This window comes from Actinomadura barringtoniae (assembly GCF_017573505.1).
Taxonomy (GTDB): domain Bacteria; phylum Actinomycetota; class Actinomycetes; order Streptosporangiales; family Streptosporangiaceae; genus Spirillospora; species Spirillospora barringtoniae.
Genome location: NZ_JAGEOJ010000019.1, coordinates 202,936 through 223,720, shown reverse-complemented (window position 1 = coordinate 223,720; position 20,785 = coordinate 202,936). Strand labels below are relative to the sequence as shown.

The 20,785-nt window shown below is 73.0% G+C and carries 17 protein-coding genes; 8 read left to right on the top strand and 9 right to left on the bottom strand.

Features of this window, described 5'->3' with window-relative positions:
• Both J4573_RS39665 and J4573_RS39660 read left to right on the top strand, forming a co-directional pair.
• Complete coding sequence (locus J4573_RS39665; RefSeq protein WP_208261281.1) at positions 1–1,362, top strand: hypothetical protein; 1,362 nt, start codon at positions 1–3, stop codon at positions 1,360–1,362.
• A 348-nt stretch (positions 1,363–1,710) separates the two neighbouring features.
• Positions 1,711–3,126, top strand: a complete 1,416-nt coding sequence (locus tag J4573_RS39660) for a chaplin family protein (RefSeq protein WP_208261280.1) — start codon at positions 1,711–1,713, stop codon at positions 3,124–3,126.
• Positions 3,127–3,358: 232 nt separating this feature from the next.
• Here J4573_RS39660 and J4573_RS39655 read toward each other — a convergent pair whose 3' ends face one another.
• The 4 genes from J4573_RS39655 to J4573_RS39640 all read right to left on the bottom strand — a co-directional run bounded on the left by J4573_RS39655 (position 3,359) and on the right by J4573_RS39640 (position 6,717).
• Positions 3,359–4,318: a bifunctional helix-turn-helix transcriptional regulator/GNAT family N-acetyltransferase gene (locus J4573_RS39655; protein ID WP_208261279.1), complete on the bottom strand. Its 960-nt coding sequence runs from the start codon at positions 4,316–4,318 to the stop codon at positions 3,359–3,361.
• A 226-nt stretch (positions 4,319–4,544) separates the two neighbouring features.
• Complete coding sequence (locus J4573_RS39650; protein ID WP_208261278.1) at positions 4,545–4,880, bottom strand: DUF3817 domain-containing protein; 336 nt, start codon at positions 4,878–4,880, stop codon at positions 4,545–4,547.
• A gap of 55 nt (positions 4,881–4,935) precedes the next feature.
• Positions 4,936–5,307 carry a hypothetical protein gene (locus J4573_RS39645; RefSeq protein ID WP_208261277.1) on the bottom strand — a complete coding sequence of 124 codons (372 nt, stop codon included), beginning with the start codon at positions 5,305–5,307 and terminating at the stop codon, positions 4,936–4,938.
• A gap of 48 nt (positions 5,308–5,355) precedes the next feature.
• Positions 5,356–6,717 carry a citrate synthase gene (locus J4573_RS39640; protein ID WP_208261276.1) on the bottom strand — a complete coding sequence of 454 codons (1,362 nt, stop codon included), beginning with the start codon at positions 6,715–6,717 and terminating at the stop codon, positions 5,356–5,358.
• A gap of 125 nt (positions 6,718–6,842) precedes the next feature.
• Between J4573_RS39640 and J4573_RS39635 the strand changes: the two genes are divergently transcribed.
• The 4 genes from J4573_RS39635 (at position 6,843) to J4573_RS39620 (ending at position 14,204) form a co-directional block, all read left to right on the top strand.
• Positions 6,843–8,297, top strand: coding sequence for an SWIM zinc finger family protein (locus J4573_RS39635; RefSeq protein ID WP_208261275.1), 1,455 nt, complete (start codon positions 6,843–6,845; stop codon positions 8,295–8,297).
• Complete coding sequence (locus J4573_RS39630; RefSeq protein WP_208261274.1) at positions 8,294–10,957, top strand: DUF7824 domain-containing protein; 2,664 nt, start codon at positions 8,294–8,296, stop codon at positions 10,955–10,957. Before J4573_RS39635 ends, J4573_RS39630 begins: the two co-directional genes overlap by 4 nt.
• Positions 10,954–13,575, top strand: a complete 2,622-nt coding sequence (locus J4573_RS39625) for a DUF7824 domain-containing protein (RefSeq protein WP_208261273.1) — start codon at positions 10,954–10,956, stop codon at positions 13,573–13,575. The genes J4573_RS39630 and J4573_RS39625 overlap by 4 nt, the downstream gene beginning before the upstream one ends.
• Positions 13,576–13,652: 77 nt before the next feature.
• Positions 13,653–14,204, top strand: coding sequence for a methylated-DNA--[protein]-cysteine S-methyltransferase (locus J4573_RS39620; protein ID WP_208261272.1), 552 nt, complete (start codon positions 13,653–13,655; stop codon positions 14,202–14,204).
• Positions 14,205–14,222: 18 nt separating this feature from the next.
• Here J4573_RS39620 and J4573_RS39615 read toward each other — a convergent pair whose 3' ends face one another.
• Positions 14,223–14,870: an ABC transporter ATP-binding protein gene (locus J4573_RS39615; protein ID WP_208261271.1), complete on the bottom strand. Its 648-nt coding sequence runs from the start codon at positions 14,868–14,870 to the stop codon at positions 14,223–14,225.
• Positions 14,867–15,823, bottom strand: coding sequence for an ABC transporter permease family protein (locus tag J4573_RS39610; protein WP_208261270.1), 957 nt, complete (start codon positions 15,821–15,823; stop codon positions 14,867–14,869). Before J4573_RS39610 ends, J4573_RS39615 begins: the two co-directional genes overlap by 4 nt.
• Positions 15,824–15,956: 133 nt before the next feature.
• Here J4573_RS39610 and J4573_RS39605 point away from each other — a divergent pair, with 133 nt between their 5' ends.
• Positions 15,957–16,532 (top strand): TetR/AcrR family transcriptional regulator, encoded by a 576-nt coding sequence (locus J4573_RS39605; RefSeq protein WP_208261269.1) that lies wholly within the window; start codon positions 15,957–15,959, stop codon positions 16,530–16,532.
• Here J4573_RS39605 and J4573_RS55630 read toward each other — a convergent pair.
• On the bottom strand, positions 16,489–18,159 hold the full coding sequence (locus J4573_RS55630) for an FAD-dependent monooxygenase (protein ID WP_208261268.1): 1,671 nt from the start codon (positions 18,157–18,159) through the stop codon (positions 16,489–16,491). The genes J4573_RS39605 and J4573_RS55630 overlap by 44 nt on opposite strands.
• A gap of 71 nt (positions 18,160–18,230) precedes the next feature.
• Here J4573_RS55630 and J4573_RS39595 point away from each other — a divergent pair, with 71 nt between their 5' ends.
• Complete coding sequence (locus tag J4573_RS39595) at positions 18,231–18,863, top strand: TetR family transcriptional regulator (RefSeq protein WP_208261267.1); 633 nt, start codon at positions 18,231–18,233, stop codon at positions 18,861–18,863.
• A gap of 404 nt (positions 18,864–19,267) precedes the next feature.
• Here J4573_RS39595 and J4573_RS39590 read toward each other — a convergent pair whose 3' ends face one another.
• Both J4573_RS39590 and J4573_RS39585 read right to left on the bottom strand, forming a co-directional pair.
• Positions 19,268–20,176, bottom strand: a complete 909-nt coding sequence (locus J4573_RS39590) for an oxidoreductase (RefSeq protein WP_208261266.1) — start codon at positions 20,174–20,176, stop codon at positions 19,268–19,270.
• Between the two features lie 92 nt (positions 20,177–20,268).
• Positions 20,269–20,754, bottom strand: coding sequence for a glutathione peroxidase (locus J4573_RS39585; protein WP_208261265.1), 486 nt, complete (start codon positions 20,752–20,754; stop codon positions 20,269–20,271).
• Positions 20,755–20,785: the final 31 nt, after the last annotated feature.

Below are 20,785 nucleotides of genomic sequence, written 5' to 3'. Positions count from 1 at the left end.
ATGCGGTGCACGGCGCGAGCGGACGGGCTCCTCACCGCCCGTCCGTTCGTGTCCGCCCCGCCGACCTCCACCCCGCTCACGACCGACCCGCCTGCGGCCAACCCGCTCGTGTGCACCCCGCCCGCAGCCACGCTGCCCGCGGCCACCGCGATCGCGGCCGACCCGCCCGCGGCCAACCCGCTCGTGTGCACCCCGCTCGTGTGCACCCCGCTCGTGTCCACCCCGCTCGTGTCCACCCCGCTCGTGTCCACCCCGCTCGTGTCCACCCCGCTCGTATCCGCCCCGCCCGCAGCCCCGCTGTCCGCGTCCAACCCGCCCGCGGCCAACCCGCTCGTGTGCACCCCGCTCACAGCCACGCTGCCCGCAGCCAAGCCGCTCGCGATCGACCCGCCTGCGGCCACTCCGCTCGTGTGCACCCCGCCCGCAGCCACGCTGCCTGCGGCCACCCCGCTCGTTTGCACCCCGCCCGCGGCCGACCCGCTCGCGGCCACGCCGCTCGCGTCTGCCTTGCCCGTGTGCGCCCCGCTCGCGTCCGCTCCGCTGGCGTCTGCGGTGCTCCGCAGGTTCCTGCTCCTCGCGCTGCTCGCCGCCGGATGGCTGCTCGGCCTGATGCTGGTCACCGCGACCGCCGGGCACGCCGACACTACGCCCGCCCGCCCCGTTGCCGGAGGCGGCAGTGGCAGCGGCAATGAGAGCGGTGGCAGCGAACGCGGCGGCACAGGAGAACGGCGCAGCGGCCCGCTCGATCGCGCGGTCACCGGTCTCGTCAAAAGCTCACTGCATGGCCTGGCCCGGACGGCCGAGGGCGTTCCCGGCACGCTGACCACCACGGTGCATCACCCCCTGAGCAAGACGGTGCACACGGTGACGGCGGCGCTCGGCGACACACCTCGGGTCCTCGGCCGTCCCGGACCGGCCGATGCTCCGCACCCGACCGCGCCGCACGCGGCGCACGGGCGCGGGACGGATGGCCTGCCGCCGCCGGAGCGCGGTGCGGCGGCAGGTCATCCGATCATCAAGGCCCCGACGCCGCTCCCCGCGACGGGCGCGGGCCCCGGCTCCGGCCTCGGCACGGGCGCGGGCTCCCGTACGGCACGGCACGACGCCGCGCCCGGGTCCGCCGCGCACCGCCACGCCGCGAGCCTCCACGACCACCCCAGGACACCGGCGCCGTATGCCCCCGCGGCACCGGTGTCCCTCACCGCCGGGCCGGCGGCATCCTCGAGCAATGCCGCCGGCCCGGCCTTCCTTCTCCGCGGCCCCGCCCGCCACCCGATGACCGCGCTGTCGCCCGCGACCGGCGGCCCGTTCCGGCCGGTGCCGCACGCCCCGGCGCGCGAACCCCGCCACACCCCCGACTAGACCGGGGCCGGGCCGCCCCCGAGGCCCGGACCAGTGAAGCCCGGGCCCTCCTCTGAGGCCCGAGGCCGCAGCCCAGCCCGGCACGCGCGCGCAGACTGGACCGCCATCACCACACGGCCGCCGCCGAGACGAGCGGGCCGCGCCGAACACCGAACGCGGATCACCGATCCACCGATCGCCCGGGGAGACACCATGCCTTCGCTTCGCCATGCCCGAACCAGCCCGAACCGGCGCCCCCGGTCGCCGCCGGACGGAGGCGGTTCAACGACCCGCAAGTCACTGTCCCTGACCCCTGACAGTCCAGCCCCTGACAGCCCGACCCCTGACAGAAGAGAGCGGGAAACCCCTGTGAACGCACGCATCATCTCCACGCGCACCACCGCCATGGCAGCGGCCGTGGCCGCGGGACTGCTGACCACCGCCCCGATGGCCTCGGCCGACACCTCGGGCGAGGGCGGCATCCTGTCCGGCACGCAGGTCATCGCCCCGATCAATCTCCCGATCAACGTGAAGGGCGTCGCGGTCGGCGTCGCTGGCAACGCCTCGGCCTCGGCGCACGACTCGGGTCGTTCCACCGGCGCCCGCAAGCAGGCACGCGTCGGCAAGAACAAGGCCATGCGCAAGAAGGTCAAGCACCACCACCGCGGACCGGTCGGCGACCGCAAGGGCGGGCCGTCCGAGCGCCACGGCGGAGGCGGGCCGACGACCTCGGGTGAGGGCGGCATCCTGTCCGGCACCCAGGTGGTCGCGCCGATCACCGCCCCCATCACCGCCTGCGGCATCGCGGTGGGCATCCTCGGCGACGCCAAGGGCGGCTGCAAGGCCGACGTCAAGGCGAGCAACGGCAGCGGCGGCGGCAAGGCCACCACGTCCGGTAAGAACGGCGTCGGCAGCGGCACCCAGGTCGTCGCGCCGATCACCGCGCCGATCACCGTCTGCGGCGTGGCCGTCGGTGTCCTCGGTGACGCCGACGCGGGCTGCAAGGCGTCGGTCAAGGCGTCCGGCGGCGGTCCGTCGGGCGGCGCGCACACCGACGGCAGCGGCGGCACGCTGAGCGGCACCCAGGTGGTGGCGCCCATCACCGCCCCGATCACCGCCTGCGGCATCGCGGCGGGCGTGCTCGGCGACGCGCACTCGGCATGCAAGGCGAACGTCCACGCCTCGTCCGGCGGCCCGTCCAAGGCCAGCACCAGCGGCAAGAACGGGACGCTCAGCGGCACCCAGGTCCTGGCCCCGATCAACGCGCCGATCTCAGTGTGCAGCGTCGCGGTCTCGGCCAACGTCCCGCCCTGCACGGTGAACACCTCCACCGGCTCGAACTCCAACGGGTCGAGCAACGGCCACAATGGCCACAACGGTCACCACGGCCATCACGGTCACCACGGCCACAACGGCTCGAACGGATCCAGCGGCACGAACGGCAACGGGTCCAACGGCTCCAACGGTTCGAACGGAAACTCGTCGAACGGCAACGGATCCAACGGGTCGAACAGTGGCGCCAACGGCAACAACGGCACCGGCTCCAACAGCGGATCGGCGTCCGGGGCTCAGGGCTCGGGCAGCATGGCGGCCGCGCACTCCACGAGCGCGCACGGCCGGCTCCCCCACACCGGGGCACCCATCTGGCTACTGAGCACCGCCGCCGCGGCCGCCCTCACGGCGGGCGCCGGCCTGACCCTCGTCGGCCGTCGCCGCCTCAAGGACACTCCCCAGGGCACCGGCCGGGCCGAGCCCATGCCGGAGGGGGGTGAGACGGGGATCTAACCGCTGATCGGGCGGACCGGATCCTGTACCGACCCCGTCCCGGCCGCCCGGAGTGCGTCATCGCACCGCTGCGACAGCCCGGCCCGTGGAGGCGCCCCGCCTCTACGGGCCGGTTCGCGTTCGTGACCGGTAAGGCTCACCGCTTCGTGACCGGTAAGGCTCACCGCTTCGTGACCGGTAAGGCTCACCGCTTCGTGACCGGTAAGGCTCAGCGCTTCGTGACCGGTAAGGCTTAGAGCTTCTTGCGCCAGTACTGGCCGTGGATGGTGTCCCCGAAGCGTTCGACGGGCGGCTCCTCCACCTCCAGCTCGAACCCCACCCGCCGGTAGATGCTGTGTGCGGGCTTCTGGAGCGCGGTCGTCCAGAGCATGATCTCGGCGTAGCCGGCCTCGGTGGCGAAGCGGACGCACTCCTCGACCAGCGCGAGCCCGACGCCCATGCCGCGCGTGCTCGGTTCGACGAGCAGCAGTCGCAGCTGGGCGACCTTGTCGTCGTGGCGCATGCAAAAGACGCTGCCCACCCGGGCGCCGTCGGCCTCGGCGATCCAGCCGCACTCGCTCTCGGGGTCGTGCCCGGCGCCGAAGCCGGCGACGATCTGGGCGACGAGCGCCTCGTAGGTGCGGTCCCAGCCGACCTCCTCGTCGTACAGCTCACCGTTGCGCTGCACCACCCAGCCGAGGTCGCCCGGGCGCAGCGGCCGCAACGCGAACGCGTCCGACGTCGTTCCCTCGCCGAGCACGCCCCGGACGGTCTTCATGGCCGTCACCAGCCGCTGCCGGTCGCCGCTCGGCAGGCTCTCCAGCAGCGCGCGGATCTCGGCGACGGTGCGGTCGTCGAGCATCGTGAAGACCTCGCGGCCCTGCGCGGTGAGGCGGGTGATCTGGCGGCGCGCGTCGCCCGCGGCGCGCTCGCGCACGATCAACCCGTCGGACTCGAAGCGGGCGAGCATCCGACTCAGGTAGCCCGCGTCCAGGTCCAGGGTGCGCCGCAGCGCGAGCACCTCGGTGTCGTCCCGCTGCGCCAGCTCGAAGATCACCCGGGCCTCGGTGAGCGAGTACGGCGTCCGCACCAGTCCCTCGCCTAGGACCCCGATGATCCCGGTGTAGAACCGGTTGAACGACCGGACCGTGGCGATCTCGTCCGCGGCGACGTCCCCGTCCGCCCCGTCCCCGTCCACCTCGTCCACGTCCATCCCGTCCACCTCCACAGCAATCGTTTGACAGAGTCAAACATTAGGCGACCGGGCGCCACCGGTCCAGCGTTTCGCCAGGACGGGTGGGACTAAAAGGAAGCCGGACCGATGGAAGCCGGATCGATCAAGGCCGGATCGATCGAGGCCGGACTGATCGGGGCCGGACCGATCGAGACCGAACCGACGGGAACGACGGAGGCCGGAACGACGGGAGCCGGAACTCGGGTCAGGCCTTCGCGGCGGGCTCGGCCACCGGCTGGGCGGCGGCCACCGCGCGGGCGTCGCGGACCACGCGGCGCTCGACGAAGAAGGTCATGAACGGGACGATGCCGCCGAGGACGATCTCGACCATGCGGGTGAGCGGCCAGCCGACCCGGCGCCAGACGTCGTACGAGGCGACCAGGTAGACCATGTAGAGCAGGCCGTGCAGGGGCGCGACGATCGACACGACCGCGTCCATCTTCGTCGGCCCGTACTTCAGGACCATGCCCAGCGTGAGCAGCACCAGCAGGGTGCCCACGATGAGGGCCAGGACGCGGTACCTGGTGATGGCCGCTTCCACTGATCACACCTTCCTAGGGAGGAGAGGAGACTGGAGGAGAAGGGGAGAGAGGCGGTCAGTCGCGCCGGTGGCTCTCGGCGTTCAGCCGGGCCAGGTAGCGGTTGTAGGCCGCCAGGGCCGGGTCCTCGGTCTCCTGCTGCTTGATGATCTCGCGCTTGACCGCGGCCTCGGCGGGCTCCTCGATGACGCTGGGCGCGCGCCGCGGGTCGTTCTCGTCCACGCCGTTCACCTCGTCGCGCATCATCTTGATCCACATCACGATCACGAAGATGGCGAAGATCGGCCATTCGAAGGTGTAAGCCCAGCTGCGGTCGTTGCCCTGCTGGGCGCGGTCGAACTGCCACCACCCGAAGCCGAGGAACGCGGCGCACAGGGCGACCGCCAGGGCGTGGAGCCCGAGCCAACCGGGGGTGAAGAACCTTCGCACGTCAATGAGACTACCGCCGGGGGTGCCGAGGCCACGCCCACCCCCGCCTCAAATCGCCGGGCCGGTGTAGACGGCCCGGGGACGGAGGGTCCTTTTGCCCTCATACTCCTCCAGGGCATGGGCGATCCAGCCCGCCGTCCGGGACACGGCGAAGATCGCCTCGCCCGACCCCGGCGGCATTCCGGAGGCCGTGGTCAGGCAGGCCAGGGCCAGGTCGACGTTGGGCTCGGGCAGCCTGCGGCGGGTCGCCTCCGCCCGTACGGCGTCGACCACGGCGAGGCCCGGATGATCTGGCGCCGCCGCGCCCACGAACGACAGCAGCGCGTCGAACCGGTAGTCGCCGGCCTTGTAGACCGAGTGCCCGAAGCCGGGGATGCGCTCCCCCGCACGCAGCCGGTCGCCGACCACCCGGGCCGCGCGGCCGGGGTCGCCGCCGATCTCGGCGAACAGCCGTTCAGCACCGTAGGAGGCGCCGCCGTGCAGCGGGCCGCTCACCACGCCCAGCCCGGCGGTGACCACGGCGTACGGGTCGGCGCGCACGGACGCGGCGACCCGCGCGGCGAGGGTGGAGGCGGCCAGTTCATGATCGGCCAGCAGCACCATCGCGGCCTGAAGGGCCCGCACGAGCCCCGGGTCGGCGGCATCCGGCGACAGCTTCCCCCACAGCCGCCCGGCGATCGAGGCCCCGGCCCCCGCCCCCACTGACGGCCCCACTGACGGCCCCGTGGACTCCCCCGCCGGCTTCCCCGCGGACTTCCCTGCGGGCTCACCCACGGACTTCCACGCGGCCTCACCCGCAACCTCCCCCACGGGCTTCCCCGCGGCCTCACCCGCGGACTTCCCGGCGGGCTCACCCACGGATTCCCCCGCGAACGGCAGGGCGTCGACCATCCCGGCGATCAGCCCGCGCGCGGTGTCGAGCACGCCGTCCCGGTCGAGGTGGATGCGGCGCGGGTCGGTGACGGCGAGGGTCGTGGTGATCACCTGGAGCCGGTCCAGCGGCAGCAGCTCGGCGGGCAGGCCGGACTGCGCGGCGATCGCGGCCGCCACCCCGCCCACGGGTGAACGCCAGGGCGGGCCCGCCGCGAACTCCGACGTCCAGAGGAAGGTCGCGATCTCCTCGAAGATGTGCTCGGCCGCCAGCTCGGTGGCGTCCTGCCCCCAGTAGTAGTGCCGGTCCTTGCCCATGGCGGTGACGGCCGACTCGATGGCGAGCTCGCTCGGGGAGGGCGCGCGGCGCGGCCTGCCGCGTTCGGCCAGCGCCTCGATCTCGTCCGAGGCGAACAGGCTGCGCCGCCCGTCGGGGCCGTGCCGCCGGGTCAGGACGCCGCGGCTGACGTAGGCGTAGAGCGTGGCCGGCTTCACGCCGAGGCGCTCGGCGGCCGTGGCGGCGTCGATCCACTCCCTCATCAGCACGACCCCTTCAATGTTGATTGGAATCAATATTGCCAACCCGACCAGGGCCTTCTCAAGCCGCCCGGGGAAAGATCCGAAACGGCCGCGAAATGTCGGCGGCGCCCGTTACGTTCCCGGCCATGGCAACGGCACAGGCATACGCCTACGCGCGCCCCTCCACGCTCACCGAGGACGCCCTCGGCCTCTCGACATCGGGCGGGACCACGACCACCGGCGCGGCCACGCACCCGCACTTCTTCAGCGGCCTGCTGACCCAGGCGGCCCCGGCCGCAGCCGCGCTGACCGGCCTCGCCGACGTCGCGCAGACCCGCTACCACCAACCGCAACCGACCGCCATGCGCGATCCCGTCGTGACCTGCAACGGCGACCGGCTGCGGATGGAGTCGTTCTCGGCCTGCTGCGGCGTCTACGCGCGCCTGGACGTGCTGGAGGGCGCGCTGGACGGCGACGTGGTCGAGCTCGGCACCACCAACGTCGACGTCAACGGGCCGCTGCGCGAGGCGCTCGCCCGCGTCGGCGGTTCCGACCCGCTGCACCTGGCGGTCGGCGCGGACGAGATGGCCGTCACGACGCTGGACGGCGCGGTCGTGGAGAAGAAGGTGCCGCTGCCCGACCGCTGGCTGCGCGGCTTCGCCGAGGTCCAGGTCATCGCCGCCGCGTTCGACCTGCGCGCCGAGCTGACCGGGCCGGACGCCGTGCGGTTCCTGCGCGGTCTACCGCGGGGGACGCGCGAGGTGCTCTGGGCGACCCCGGCCGGGCGTACGCTGCGTTTGGCCTCCCGGCCCTCCCCCGGCGCGGTGTGCCTGCCGGGTCCCGACCGGCTGCGGACCATGATCCCGCTGCTGCGCTTCGCCCGTTCCCTGCGCGCATACGGCCCGGCGGTCTCAGCGGGCGACAACCCGGTGGCGAGCGCGTGGGAGCTGGAGCTGCCCGGCATGCGCTACGTGCTGACCCTGTCCCCCGAGGTCCGCCGCGGGTTCTCCGGCGAGGGCGCCGTGCTGGACGCGCTCATCACCGACGAGGCAGCCGGCGATGCCGACCTGATCGGCGCCCTGCTGGCGTTCGAGCCGCGCGTCGAGCCCGACCTGCTGGCCGAGCGCGCGGGCCTGGACATCGCGCGCGTACGAGCCGCCCTCACCCAGCTCGGCACGTCCGGCCGTGTCGGCTACGACACCGCCGAGGCCGCGCACTTCCACCGGGAGCTGCCCTACGACCCCGACCGCGTCGCCGCGATGAACCCGCGGCTGCGTTCCGCCCGCGCGCTGGTCGACGACGGCGCGGTCGCCTTCACCACACGAGACCCCGCTACAAGCGCCCCCGCTACAGGCGACCGCGCTACAGGCGACCTCACCGCAGGCGACTCCACCACAGTCGCCCCCACCACAAGCGACCCCACCACAAGCGACCTCGCCATCGTGACGGTCGACGGCAGGCCTCGCCAGGTCCGCTTCGACGGCGACCGCGCCTCGTGCACCTGCCCCTGGTGGTCCGATCACAACGGCTCGCGTGGCCCGTGCAAGCACGTGCTGGCGGCCCGCATGGTCCGCGCCGGCGTCGCGGAGGTGGCCCGGTGAACGCCGACGACGTCCTCGACGGCTGGGTGGCGACCGGCGAGGTGGCCAAGGTCGCCGACCTCGCCCGCGCGCTCCCCGAGTCCGGCCGCCGCGTCATCGCCAAGGCGCTGCCCGGCTACCTGCGCGACGCGCGCGCCGCGACCGAGTGGGGGTTCCTCGCCGACCACCAGACCCTGCCGCTGCTGGCCGCCGGGATGGCGACGATGAGCGGCGCCGCGGCCGTGGCGGGCTGGATGACGCGCCGCGAGCTGCGCACCTGGATCAGCCGCGACCGCGACACGATCATCCGGCAGCTCGCCGCGATCCTCGCCGACCGCCCGGCGGAGTGGCGGGCCGACGTCGCGCACCGGCTCAGCGCGCGGCTGCGCCCGAACGCCGGGTCGTGGCGCGACACGCAGGTGTGGGAACTGGCGGCCGAGCTCGTCCGCGGCGCGCAGGCAGGGCCGCCGCTCGACGACGCGTTCGTGCGCGGCTGGGTGCTGTGGGGCGGCGACCCGGTCAAGCTGGCCTCCGATGCCTTCGCCGAGGCCCTGATCCCCCGGTTCTTCGAGGTGGACGGTATCGGCGGCGTCCTCGGCAACCGGGAGCGGTGGTGGCCGGGCGCCGGCTACGCGGGCCCGATCATCGAGCTGACCAAGGCGGGACGGCTCGAACGCAAGGCCATGATGGACGGCTGCGTCAGCCGCCTCCTGCGCGGCGGCGAGGCGAACGACCTGCAGTGGTTCGTGCTGCTGTACGACGCGTTCCAGCCGACGCTGGAGGAGTCCGAGGCCTACCTGCGCGATCACGTGCGCATCCTGCCCACGGCCCCGCCCGCCATCGTCGAGCACGCGCTCGCCGAGGTGCGGCGTCTCGACGACGCCGGGCGCCTGCCCGCCGGCCTCTTCGCCGAGGCCGCCGACGCGCTCGCGTTCAGGCCCGAGCGCAAGCTGGTGCGCACGGCGCTGACCTGGCTCGACCGCGCCGCCCGCAAACACGACACCGCCCGCAAACACGACACCGCCCGCAAACACGACCGCGTCGACGCCACCCTCGCCGCGGTCAGCATCGCGTTCGGGCACGAGTCGCTGGAGATCCAGGAGCGCGCCGCCAAGGTCGCGGTCAAGCACGCGTCCCTGGCCACCGAGCAGACCCGCGAGACGGTCCGCGAGGCGGCCACGTCGCTCCCCCACGAGTCCAGGGAACGCATCGCCGCCGCGTTCGGCGCGGTCACGTCTGTGCCGACGGCCGAAGTACCGGCGCCGTCCCTGGCCGTTCCCGTTCCCGTGCGCGCCGAGCTGCCGCCGCCGATCGCGTCCATCGCCGAGCTGGTCGAGGCGAGCGTCCGCGTCCTCCGCGACCACGAGACCGAGGGCGTGCTCGCCGAACGGGTGCTCGCCGGTCTGGTGGAGTTCGCCTACAGCCGGCCGGACGAGACGCGCGAGGCGCTCCGCGCGGCCGTCCTCGAAGCCGCGCCCTGGCTGGACTACCACTCCGACTCGGTCGGCAACGGCAACTCCGCGACGTGGCTGGGGCACGCGATCCAGTCCCTGGTGCCGCCGACCCAGAAACACGCCCAGCGCTGGTCCCCGACCCCGCCACCGCCGAACGAGCCGCTGAGCGTTCTTCAGGCGCGCATGGAGGAGATCGGCGCGGCCGTCGGCCGTTCACCGGTACTGCTGTCCACGCCGACCGACGTCACCGGCCACGTGTCGGCCGAGGCGCTCCTCGACCGCATGGAACGCCTGGAGGCCGCCGGTCAGGAGCCGGGCCCGCTCGACCTCGACCAGGCCCTGCTCCGCCTGCCGCGCGAGATCGAATCCGACGTCCTCACCAGGGCCCGCCGCCTCAGCTCGCTCGCCGGGCAGCTGATCGTGGAGTGGCTGACGACGGGAGGCCTGCGCGACCCGGAGATCGTCAGCGCCGCGTACCAGATCCCATGGGCCTACGGCGGCAAGGTCCCCCGCGTTCTGCCCACCATCACGCAGCCGGACACCACGAGCACCATCGCCGCCAGCCTGTGCGAGCTCCCGCCGAAGGGCGAATGGTCGTTCCTCACGGTCGGCCCCTACTTCCATCCCCCGCACGCCACCTGGTGGCCGATCCTGCTGCCGTCGCACCGTGAGGTCATCGCCGCGCACGCCCTCGTCCTGGCGCCCTCACGCAACGAGGAGCGCAGCAACCTGGGCACCGTGCTGCTCGGCCTGACGCACGCCGACGGGCCCATCGGCTCCACCATGGTGACCCTCCTGGCGTACGGGCTGAGCGCCAAGCACCGCAAGGAACGCGCGGACGCCGTGGAGGCCCTGCTGACCCTCAGCGCCCGCGGCATGCTCAACGTTCTCGACCTGGCCCAGGCGATCGTCACCCTCGTCCAGATCGGCGAGCTCAAGCTCAACCGGGTCACCGAGTCGCTCACCGAAGCGGCCCGAGCGGGCGCCTACGCCGACGTCATCGCCGTCATCGCCGACGCTCTGCCCGTCCTCATCCCCGAGCCCGGCGAGAAGGCCCCGAACGCCCTCCCCGACCTCATCGCGCTCGCCGCCGAAGCCGCCGAGGCGACGGGCGCGCGGACCGAAGTGAAGGGCCTGGCCGACGTCGCCGCGCGCGGCGGATCGTCCCGCCTCGTACGAGAAGCGGTGCGGCTGCACCGCACCCTGACCGCGGAGGACACGCGTTGACCACCTGGGACGACATCCGCGCCGAGATCAAGCGGGGCCGGGCGCACCAGCTCGCCGCCCTGGTAGGCGAGCTCGACGAGGCCACACGCCACACGGTCGCCAAGGAGCTGCCCGGCTACCTCAAGGAACTCCTGTCGGCCTCCAATGGCGGGTTCTGGGGCGACACCGGCCGGGGGTGCGCCGCGGCCTTCCGCGTCGTGGGCGCGGGCTGCATCCCCGGTGCGACGGCCGTGGCGTCGTGGCTGTGCCGGAGGGATCTGGGGTTCGGCAGCGACAAGGGGCACGCGCGACTGGTCGTGACGGCCGTTCAGCATCGGCCGCCGGCCTGGCGCGCGGACGTGGCCCGCCGCGTCGCCGCACGGCTGCGAGCCGCCGACCCGTGGCGCGACGCAGGACGCTGGTACGTCGCCGACCTGCTCGCGCACGACGCCGGCGAGGGTCTTCCGGAGGACGAGGCCTACTTCGTCGGCTGGGTGCGGTGGACCACGCCCTACCCGGACCTGAACGAGGAGCCCTACCTCGACTCGCTGCTGCCGCGCCTGTTCGAGGTGCAGGGCGCCGGCCTCGTCCTGGACCCGGGCACCGAACGCGACGACCCGTGGATCGAGATGCTGCTCCACCTGGTCGCCGTTCATCGCATCGACCGGACGATGCTGCTCGACGGCTGCGTACGGCGGTTCCTGCGGGGCGGGACCATCCAGGACCTGCGCTGGTACGTGTACCTGCACGATGCGCTCACGCCATCGGTTCCGGAGGCCATCGACCGGGCGCGCGACTACCTGCGGCTGCTGCCCGTCGCCCCCGGCCGCGTGGCCGAGCTCGCGCTCGCTGAGCTGCGCCGCATCGACGAGGCGGGCGCGCTGGAGGAGGTGACGTTCCGCGAGGCCGCCGAGGCGCTGCTCTTCCGCCCGGAGAAGAAGCTGGTCCGCGCGACGCTCACCTGGATCGACCGCACAGCCGCCGCCCGCGTCGACGCCTCGCTCACCGCACTCACCATCGCGTTCGAGCAGGACTCGCTCGACCTGCAGGAACGGGCCGCGCGCATCGTCGCGAAGCTGGCTCCCCAGGCGACCGCCTCGGCTCGCGAGATCGTCCGGAACGCGGCCGCCGGCCTTCCCGCCGAGGCGCGCGAACGCCTAGCCGCCGCCTTCGGCGAGATCTCCGCTCCGGTGTCGACGACGCCGGGCCCAGGCCTCCCGCCGCCCCCGGCCCCGGCCCCACGCGACCTCCCGCCCATCTCATCCCTGCCCGAGCTCACCGAGGAGGTCGCGGCGCGGCTGCGCGGAGAGATCGGCTGGGCGGACGGCGAACGCGTGCTGGCCGGAATCGTCGAGTTCGCCCACCGCGACCCGCAGGCGACCAGCGAGGCCATGCGACGGATCGCGCCGCACGCCGCCCCCTGGCTGCTGCACGACCACGATCCGCTGGACCAGGATCCCACCTCCTGGCTGATGGCCGCGCTCCGGCCACTGGTGCAGCCGACCGCCGGTCCGCCGCCGTTCGAGCACGAACCCCTGTCACCCGATCAAGCAGGCCCGGCCCCCGACGTCGTGCTGTGGACGCGCATGCGTGAGATCTGCGCAGCCGTGGGCCGCACCCCTGCCCTGCTCTCCACCCCGACGCTCTCCACCGGCCACATCGATCCCGCCGTCCTCCTGGAGCGCCTCGAACGCCTCGAAGCAGCAGGCATCTCACCCGCCCAGAGCGACCTGGATCAGGCCCTCATGCGGCTCCCCCGCGAACCGGGCGCCGACATCATCCGCCGGGCCCGCCGCCTCCAGTCACCCGCAGGCGCCCTGGCGACGGCCTGGCTCACCGGCGGCGGCCTGCCCGACCCCGACGTGACCTGCTCGTTCCACAGCATCCCGCGCAAGACCTGGAACTACTCGGCCTGGGAGCGCAGCTACGTCGACCGCGTACTGCCCGTCATCGTCGCGCCAGACGAGGGCGGCCTGGCTACGCCCCTGCTCCGCTACCCCGCCGAAGGCCTCTGGAAGGTGCTCGACCCGGAGGGCTTCCACATCTCCTACGCCTTCTCCTGGTGGCCGTCGCTCCTGCCGTCCCACCGCGAGGTGATCGCCGCGCACCTCCTGCTCCCCCTCGCCGACCGTACGGAGTCCCGCGACGGCCAGGGCGCCGTCCTCCTCGCCCTGGCGGAAGGCGAAGGTCCCGCAGGCCAGGCGATGGCAACCGCGCTCGCGCTCGGCCTCACCGCCAAACGTACGGAGGAACGAGCCGGAGCCACCGACGCCGTCATCACCCTCTGCGCCCGCCGCCAGCTGCCCGCCACCGACCTGGGCACGGCGATCGCGACACTGGTCGACTCCGGCCAGGCCAAGCTCAACCGCGTCTCCTCCGCGCTCACCGAGACGGCCCGCGCCGGAGCGTACGCCGACGTCCTGGCCGTCACCGCAGCCGCGCTCCCCACCTTGCTGCCCGCCCCCGGCGAACGCTCCCCCACCGGCCTCGCCGAACTCCTGGCGCTAGCCGCCGAGTCCGCCCAGAACACCGGCACCCGCCCCGAGATCAAAGGCCTCGCCGGCCTCGCCACGCGCGGCGGATCGTCCCGCCTCGTACGCGAAGCGGCCCGCCTCCACAACATCCTCACGAGCGCATAGACCGTGCAACGCATTCGAGCCGCGCGGTGTTACATGCGGTGTTACATAGAGACAACCGGCCAGAAGGGGGCAGACCGATGAACGAGACAGTCACTCTCAACGCGGTGGACACGCCGATCGGGCGACTCCTGGTCGCGGCGACCGAGACCGGCGTCGCCTGGGTGGGCTTCAAGGACACCCCCGGCGCCCGCGCCCGCGCCACCAAGCGGATCGGCCTCCCGGTCGTCGAGGACCCCGAGCGCACCGCGACCGTCGTGGAGAAGATCAACGCCTACTTCAAGGGCGAGACCCTCACCTTCGAGGCGCCGATCGACTGGCGGCTGACCACCGACGTGCAGCGCCAGGTCCTCACCACGCTGTACGAGCAGATCCCGTACGGCAAGGTCGTCACCTACGGCGACCTCGGCGAGCTGAGCGGCACCGGCGTCCACGCCCAGGCCATCGGCCAGGTCATGGGCAGCAACCCCATCCCCATCATCGTCCCCTGCCACCGCGTCGTCGCCTCCAACGGCCTCGGCGGCTACAGCGGCGGCAACGGCGTCGAGATGAAGCGCTGGCTCCTCACCCTCGAAGGCTCCATCCCCGCCACCCTCGACTGGAACCCCGACGAGGGCCCCCAGGCGCCTTAGGGCTCAACCCTGGAGAACTCAGCCATGGAGGACACCGTCCTCCATGGAGAGGGTTTGGTCGGCCAGATCCAGGGAGCGTTCGTCGTGGGTGGCTACCAGGACGGCTGCGCCGGTGTCGTGGGCGTGGGCGGCCAGGAGGGTCATGACGGCGCGGCCTCGGGAGCGGTCGAGGCTGGCGGTGGGTTCGTCGGCCAGGAGAACGGGCGCGCCTGTGTAGAGGGCCTGGGCTACGCAGGCGCGCTGGCGTTCGCCGCCGGAAAGCTTGTCGGGATGGCGGTCGGCCTTGGGAGCGAGGTCGACCGCTTCGAGGAGTTCGGCGGCGCGGGCGCGGTCGGGTTTGAGACCGGCGACGATGCGGCGGGCGTGGAGGTTCTCGGCGACCGTGAGGTACGGGATGAGGGAGCCCGCTTGGAGGATGTAGGCGACCTTGCGGGCGATGTCGCGGGCCGGTGGGGCGCCGAGGATCGAGACTTCGCCGGAGGTGGGGCGTAGGAGGCCGCCTGCTATCGCCAGGAGCGTTGTCTTGCCTGAACCGCTGGGGCCTAGAAGCGCCACCAGCTCGTTGTTGTTCAGGGTGAGGTCTATGCCGTGCAGGACTTCGACGTTGTTGTAGGCGTGGTGGACGCGGCGGAGGGTGAGGGGCTCTGTTTGCACGGAGGTCCTCATGCGTTCCTCCCTAGTGAGAGCAGCGGGTCGATTGTCAGCAGGCGGCGCAGGGATGCGGCGGAGGCGGCTATCGCCAGGGCGGAGAGGATGGCTGCGGCCGCTGCGGCGGAGGTCGCGGTGAGGGAGAACGTTCCCGCGGGCATGGTCGCACCGATGCCTTGGACCACCGCGAAGCCGAGCGCCACACCGGTGACGGTCGTGAGGATCACCTGGACGAGGTACGAGCCGACCAGCAGGCGTGCGCGCGCCCCCGTGGCGCGCAGGACGGCGAGGCTCGGTTCCTTCTGCAGGGTGAAGATCCAGAAGACCGTTCCGATGAGCAGCGCCGTCACCGCCAGGAGGAAGCCGCGGATGAGGGTGACCGTGCCGGTCTCGGCCTTGTAGCCGGGTACGGCGTCGATCGCGGCCGACTTGGTGGCCATCTCGGCGCCGGGGATCGGCCTGGGCTTGCCGTGGAGGAGGTACGCGCTGGCGTTGCGGCCTTCTAGGTGTTGCCAGGTGCTCAGTGAGACGCGGCCGACTGGTGTGTGCTGGATGGATCCGAGGTCGGCGAGGCTGACCTTGAGGTGTGTGTGGTCGATGGTGAGGACGTCGCCCGGCTTCACGTTGTGGACCGAACGGTCGAGGACGATCGTGCCGGGCGGGACGGGGTCCAGGCCGATGAGGGCGAGCGAGGTTCCTTGCGTCTGGACCATCGACTGGCCGATCGGGCGTACGTCGCGCACGGCAGGGTCGGCACGGAGCTTCGCCTCGGTGGAGGCTGGCAGGGCGCTGCGGGACAGGACCTTGTCCGCGCCCGAGGAGAAGACGATCGTGTCGGCGGGGAGCTTCCCGAGCCCCGACACGCCGGCCTGGCCGAGGCCCGTCGCCAGGCCGGTGAGCATGAAGACCAGGAACGCGACCAGCCCGACGAGCGCGGCGGTCAGCCCGAAGCGGACCCGATCATGGCGCATTTCCCTCCATGCGAGAAACCACACGGCGAACCACACGACCCTGCCCCTTTCCGACGGCATGTAGGCAAACATACCTACGGTGCGTCGGAATGCCAAGTTACCGACGTGACGTCGGAAAACGTAGAATGGCCGGGTGCCGAGAATCAGCGAACCCACGGTCGCCGAGCACCGCGCCCGTCAGCTCCGCACTCTGCTCGACGCGGCGCGCGCCCTGGTGGCCGAGGAGGGCATCGAGGCGCTCTCCCTCGCCGCGCTCGCCCGCAAGGTGGGCCTGTCACGGCCCAGCCTGTACGAGTACTTCCGTTCCAAGGACGACCTGGTCGCCGCGATCGTCGAGGAGGAGCTGCCACGCTGGGCCTCGCTGGTCGAGAAGGCCCTCGCGGCGGCGCCCGACGTCACCGGCAAGGTCGAGGCGTACATCCGTACGCAGCTCGAGGTCATGACCGACGGCCGCCACGCCGCGGCCGTCGCGCTCGTCGAGCACGCACTGGCCGAACCGGCGCGCGAACGCATCCGCGACGGGCACGCGCAGCTCCTGAGCCCGCTGGTCGCCGCGCTCGAGGGCGCGGACGTTCCGGAGCCGGAGCTGCGCGCTCACCTGATTCAGGGCATCGTCGACGCCGCCGCCAAGCTGTTCGCGCAGCGCCCGGCGAACGCGGACGAGGTCATCGCGGCCGCGGTAGCCCAGGCGCTTCACGGCCTGGACTGACCGGCTCGCCGGGACGCCCGAACCAGCGGCCCAGCGCGTCCGCCAGCCCGTCGGCGTCGGCGCCCGCCCACGCCACGTAGCCGTCCGGCCGGATCAGCACGGCCTGCCCGGCGTACGGCACGACCGTCACCCGGTCCAGCCAGCCCGCGGCCACCGACCGGACCGTCTCCGAACCGCCGTCCAGAAGCACCGGCAGGCCGGGCTCGCAGAGCTCCCGCACCGACCGGCCCTCGGCGTGCAGGTCGGGAACGAAGGCGCCGACCATGGGATCGGCGTCATCGAGGTCGTACTCGACCTCCAGGCCGCTCAGCATCCCGGCGATGTGCCGGTTGGCCTCGGGGAGGTCGAGCAGCTCGCCGAACAGCTCGTACAGCGGGTCCATCCGGGGGTCGGGGTTCATCAGCGCGACCTGGGCCCGGGTGTTGTGGAGCACCCGGGCGGCGATCGGCCGCCGTTCCCGGCCGTAGCTGTCGAGCAGGTCCTCCGGCGCCCACCCGGCCACCGCGGCGGCCAGCTTCCAGCCGAGGTTGACCGCGTCCTGCAGCCCGAGGTTGAGGCCCTGGCCGCCGAACGGCGAGTGCACGTGGGCGGCGTCGCCGGCGAGGAGCACCCGGCCGCGCCGGTAGGTGTCGGCCAGGCGCGTGTTGTCGGTGAACCGCGTGCTCCAGGCGATCTCCCCCGGCACCTCGATCGGCCGCCCGGCGACCCGGCTGAACGCGGCGGCCAGCCCGGCCCTGCCCTCCTCGGACGCACCGTCCGATCCCGACACGCCGCCCGACTCCGGCGCGCCGTCCGATCCCGGCACAGCCTCCGGCTCGGACGCAGCGTCCGATCCCGACGCGGCGTCCGGCTCGGGCGCGCCGTCGAGGCCCGACGCGCCGCCCGCGCCCGGCGCGCCGTTCGGTCCCGACGCACCGCCCGCCTCGGGGGCGCCGTCGAACTCCACGGCGATCACCCGGCCCGGCAGGATCTGCAGGATGCCGCCCGGCAGCCGGTGCCATCCCATCCCGGGCTCGGCGATCAGGTCGGGGACCGTGACCCCGGCGAGCCGGCCGGTGATGGTCGGGTTCCAGCCGGGGAAGGCGAACCCGGCCAGCTTGCGCACGGTGCTACGGCCGCCGTCGCACCCGACGAGGTAACGGGCCCGCAGCTCATCGCCCTGCTCGGACCGGACGGTCACCCCGTCCGCGTCCTGCGTCAGTCCGGTCAGGGCCGTGCCCTTGCGCACCTCGACGCCGAGTTCCGCGGCCCGTTCGGCCAGGACCGTCTCCACGCCGCCCTGGGAGATGCCCAGCAGCCCGGGCCGGGTGGTGTCCAGGACGTCCAGCCGGATCTTGCGGATGCCCGCGAAGTGGGCGCGCGGCATCGCCGGCCGCACCATCGCCTCGGTCATGCCCGGCATCCCGCCGCCGGGCCCCATCCGTTCCCGCATCGCCTCCATCGGGGCGACCAGGCCGCGCAGCTCCATCGTCTCGGCGCAGCGCGGGTGCAGCCCGAAGGCCTTCAGCATCGGTGACGGCTCGGTCGACCGCTCCAGCACGATCACGCCCACGCCGTGCAGCGCCAGCTCGGTGGCCAGCATCAGCCCCACCGGCCCCGCCCCGGAGATGATCACGTCGGTGTCCACGACTCTCCTTAACTTGTTAAGTAGCCGCCCGAGCCACAGCCTCCCCTTAACGCGTTAAGCTGTCAACCGGAATGGGAATCGAACGCGATCAGGTGGTCCGGACGGCCCTGCGGCTGCTGGACGAGAACGGCCTGGAGAAGCTGTCGCTGCGCAGGCTGGCGGGCGAGCTGGGCGTCCAGGCCCCGGCGCTGTACTGGCACGTGCCGAGCAAGCGGGCGCTGCTCGACCACATGACCGACGTCATCGTGGCCCCGCTGGTCCCCGAGCTCGCGGGCCCGTCCGACCCCGCCGCATGGCCCGACTGGCTGCGCCGGACCGCCGGCCTGCTGCACGAGGCCCTGCTCGCCCACCGAGACGGCGGCGCCGTGGCCCTGGGCGCGGGCCTGCACCGCGCGGTCGCGCTGGGTGCGGTCGCCGAACGGATCGTCGAGGTCCTGCACGAGGCCGCCGGGCTCGACCTCGCCGACGCCTCCAGGGGCGCCGGAACGGTGCTGCAACTGGTGATCGGCCGGACCGTGGAGGAGCAGGCCCTGACCGACGTCACGCCCGAGGCTCTCGCCGAGGTCAGAAGCCGCTTCCCCAGCATGGCCGCCGCGCTGGCCCTTCGGCAGGGGCCGGACGACGACGCCGCCTCGTTCCGCTTCGCCGTCGATCTCCTGGTCGAGGGCCTGCGCGCAGTCGCGCCACCCGACCGCGCAGACTAAATCCCGACCGCCGGCCTCCCGACCGCCCGGCCTCCCGACCGCCCAGCCTCCCGGCCTCCCGACCGCCCAACCACGCGGCCCCCCGAACGCCCGGCCTCCCAACCACGCGGCCCCCCGAACGCGCAGCCCCCAACCACGCAGCCTTCCGAACGCGCAGCCTCCCGAACGCGCAGCCTCCCGACCGCCCGCGCGGCCTCCCGAACGCCCGACCGCCCGCGCGGCCCCCCGACCGCGCGGCCCCTAACCACGCAGCCTCCCGGACGCGCAGCCTCCCGAACGCGCAGCCTCCCGGATGCGCAGCCTCCCGGATGCGCAGCCTCCCGGATGCGCAGCCTCCCGGATGCGCAGCCTCCCGGATGCGCAGCCTTTCGGCGGCTCGGCCTTGGCAGGCGGGTTGTGATCGGCTAGTTGGCGGGGAGGTCGTACGTGACGCCGGTGAGGTCCTCGGAGACCTTCCAGAGGCGGCGTCCGAGCTCGGGCTTGCCGGCCGCGGGAGGGGCGAAGACGCGGGCGGGCGCGCCCCGGTACTGGGCGATGCGCGGGCCGTAGACCGCGCCGCCCCGCACGACTGGAGCCGTCGCCGCGTACAGCGAGGGAAGCGCGCCGGAGGCGGCCGACTGGCCGATCACGGCGCTCACGACCTCCGCGCCCTTCTCCTCCAGCTTCCGGCCCGACATCTTCGGGCCGGCCGTCTGGAGGTTGGTGGCCGCGTAGCCGGGATGGGAGGCCATGCTGGTCAGGGCTTCGACGCGTCGGTCGAGTTCCTTGGCGAAGACCAGGTTGGCGAACTTGGACTGGGCGTACGCGCTCCACTTGTTGTAGCGCCGTTCGCCCTGAAGGTCGTCGAAGCGCAGGCGGCCGAGGTAGCCGACGGCGCTCGCGACGGTCACCACGCGCGGCGCGCCGGCGGCGAGCAGTGCGGGCAGGAGCAGGCCGGTGAGCGCGAAGTGGCCGAGGTGGTTGGTGCCGAACTGCATCTCGAAGCCGTCGGCGGTGCTGCGGCGCGGGATGGCCATCACGCCCGCGTTGTTGACCAGGACGTCCAGCGGCCCGTCCTGCCGTGCGGCGAACGCGCGCACGGAGGACAGGTCCGCCAGGTCGAGCGGTGCGAGCGTGACGTCGCCCTTCGGCACGGCGGCCATCACGCGGTCGTAGGCCTCCTGGCCGCGTTCGGCGCTGCGGCAGGCCATCACCACGGTCGCGCCGTGCCGGGCGAGCTGCAGGGCGGTGTGGTAGCCCAGGCCGCTGTTGGCGCCGGTCACGATCGCCCGCCGCCCGCTCAGGTCCGGGATGTCGTCCGCAGTCCAGCCCATGGGCCACCTCCACCGCCGTGTTCCGACAGCACCGTGTCTGACGCCACAACGTAGACGTGACGTCGAATAGCGTGCAACCAGGGAGCCGGGTGTTACGGCAGGTTCTTCTCGATGGCGCCGACGACCTCGGTGGACTCGGGTTCGGCCTGCGGCGCGAAGCGGGCGGCGACGCTGCCGTCCGGAGCGATCAGGAACTTCTCGAAGTTCCAGCGGATGTCACCGGTGTGCCCCTCGGCGTCGGCGGTGCCGACCAACTCGTCGTAGAGCGGGTGCCGGCCCGCCCCGTTGACCTCGACCTTCTCGGTCATCGGGAACGTGACGCCGTAGGTGGCCGAGCAGAACTGCGCGATCTCCTCGGCCGAGCCGGGCTCCTGCCCCATGAACTGGTTGCAGGGAACGCCGAGGACGGTGAACCCGCTCCCGGCGAACCGCTCCTGAAGCTTCTCAAGCCCGGCGTACTGCGGGGTCAGGCCGCACTTGGAGGCGACGTTGACGATGAGCACGGCCTTGCCCCGATACTGCGCCAGATCCGCGGAGCCACCCTGCAGACCGGCGATCTCTACCTCATAGACGGACATGAGCCGATCTTAGAAGACCGGCGCCCGCTCG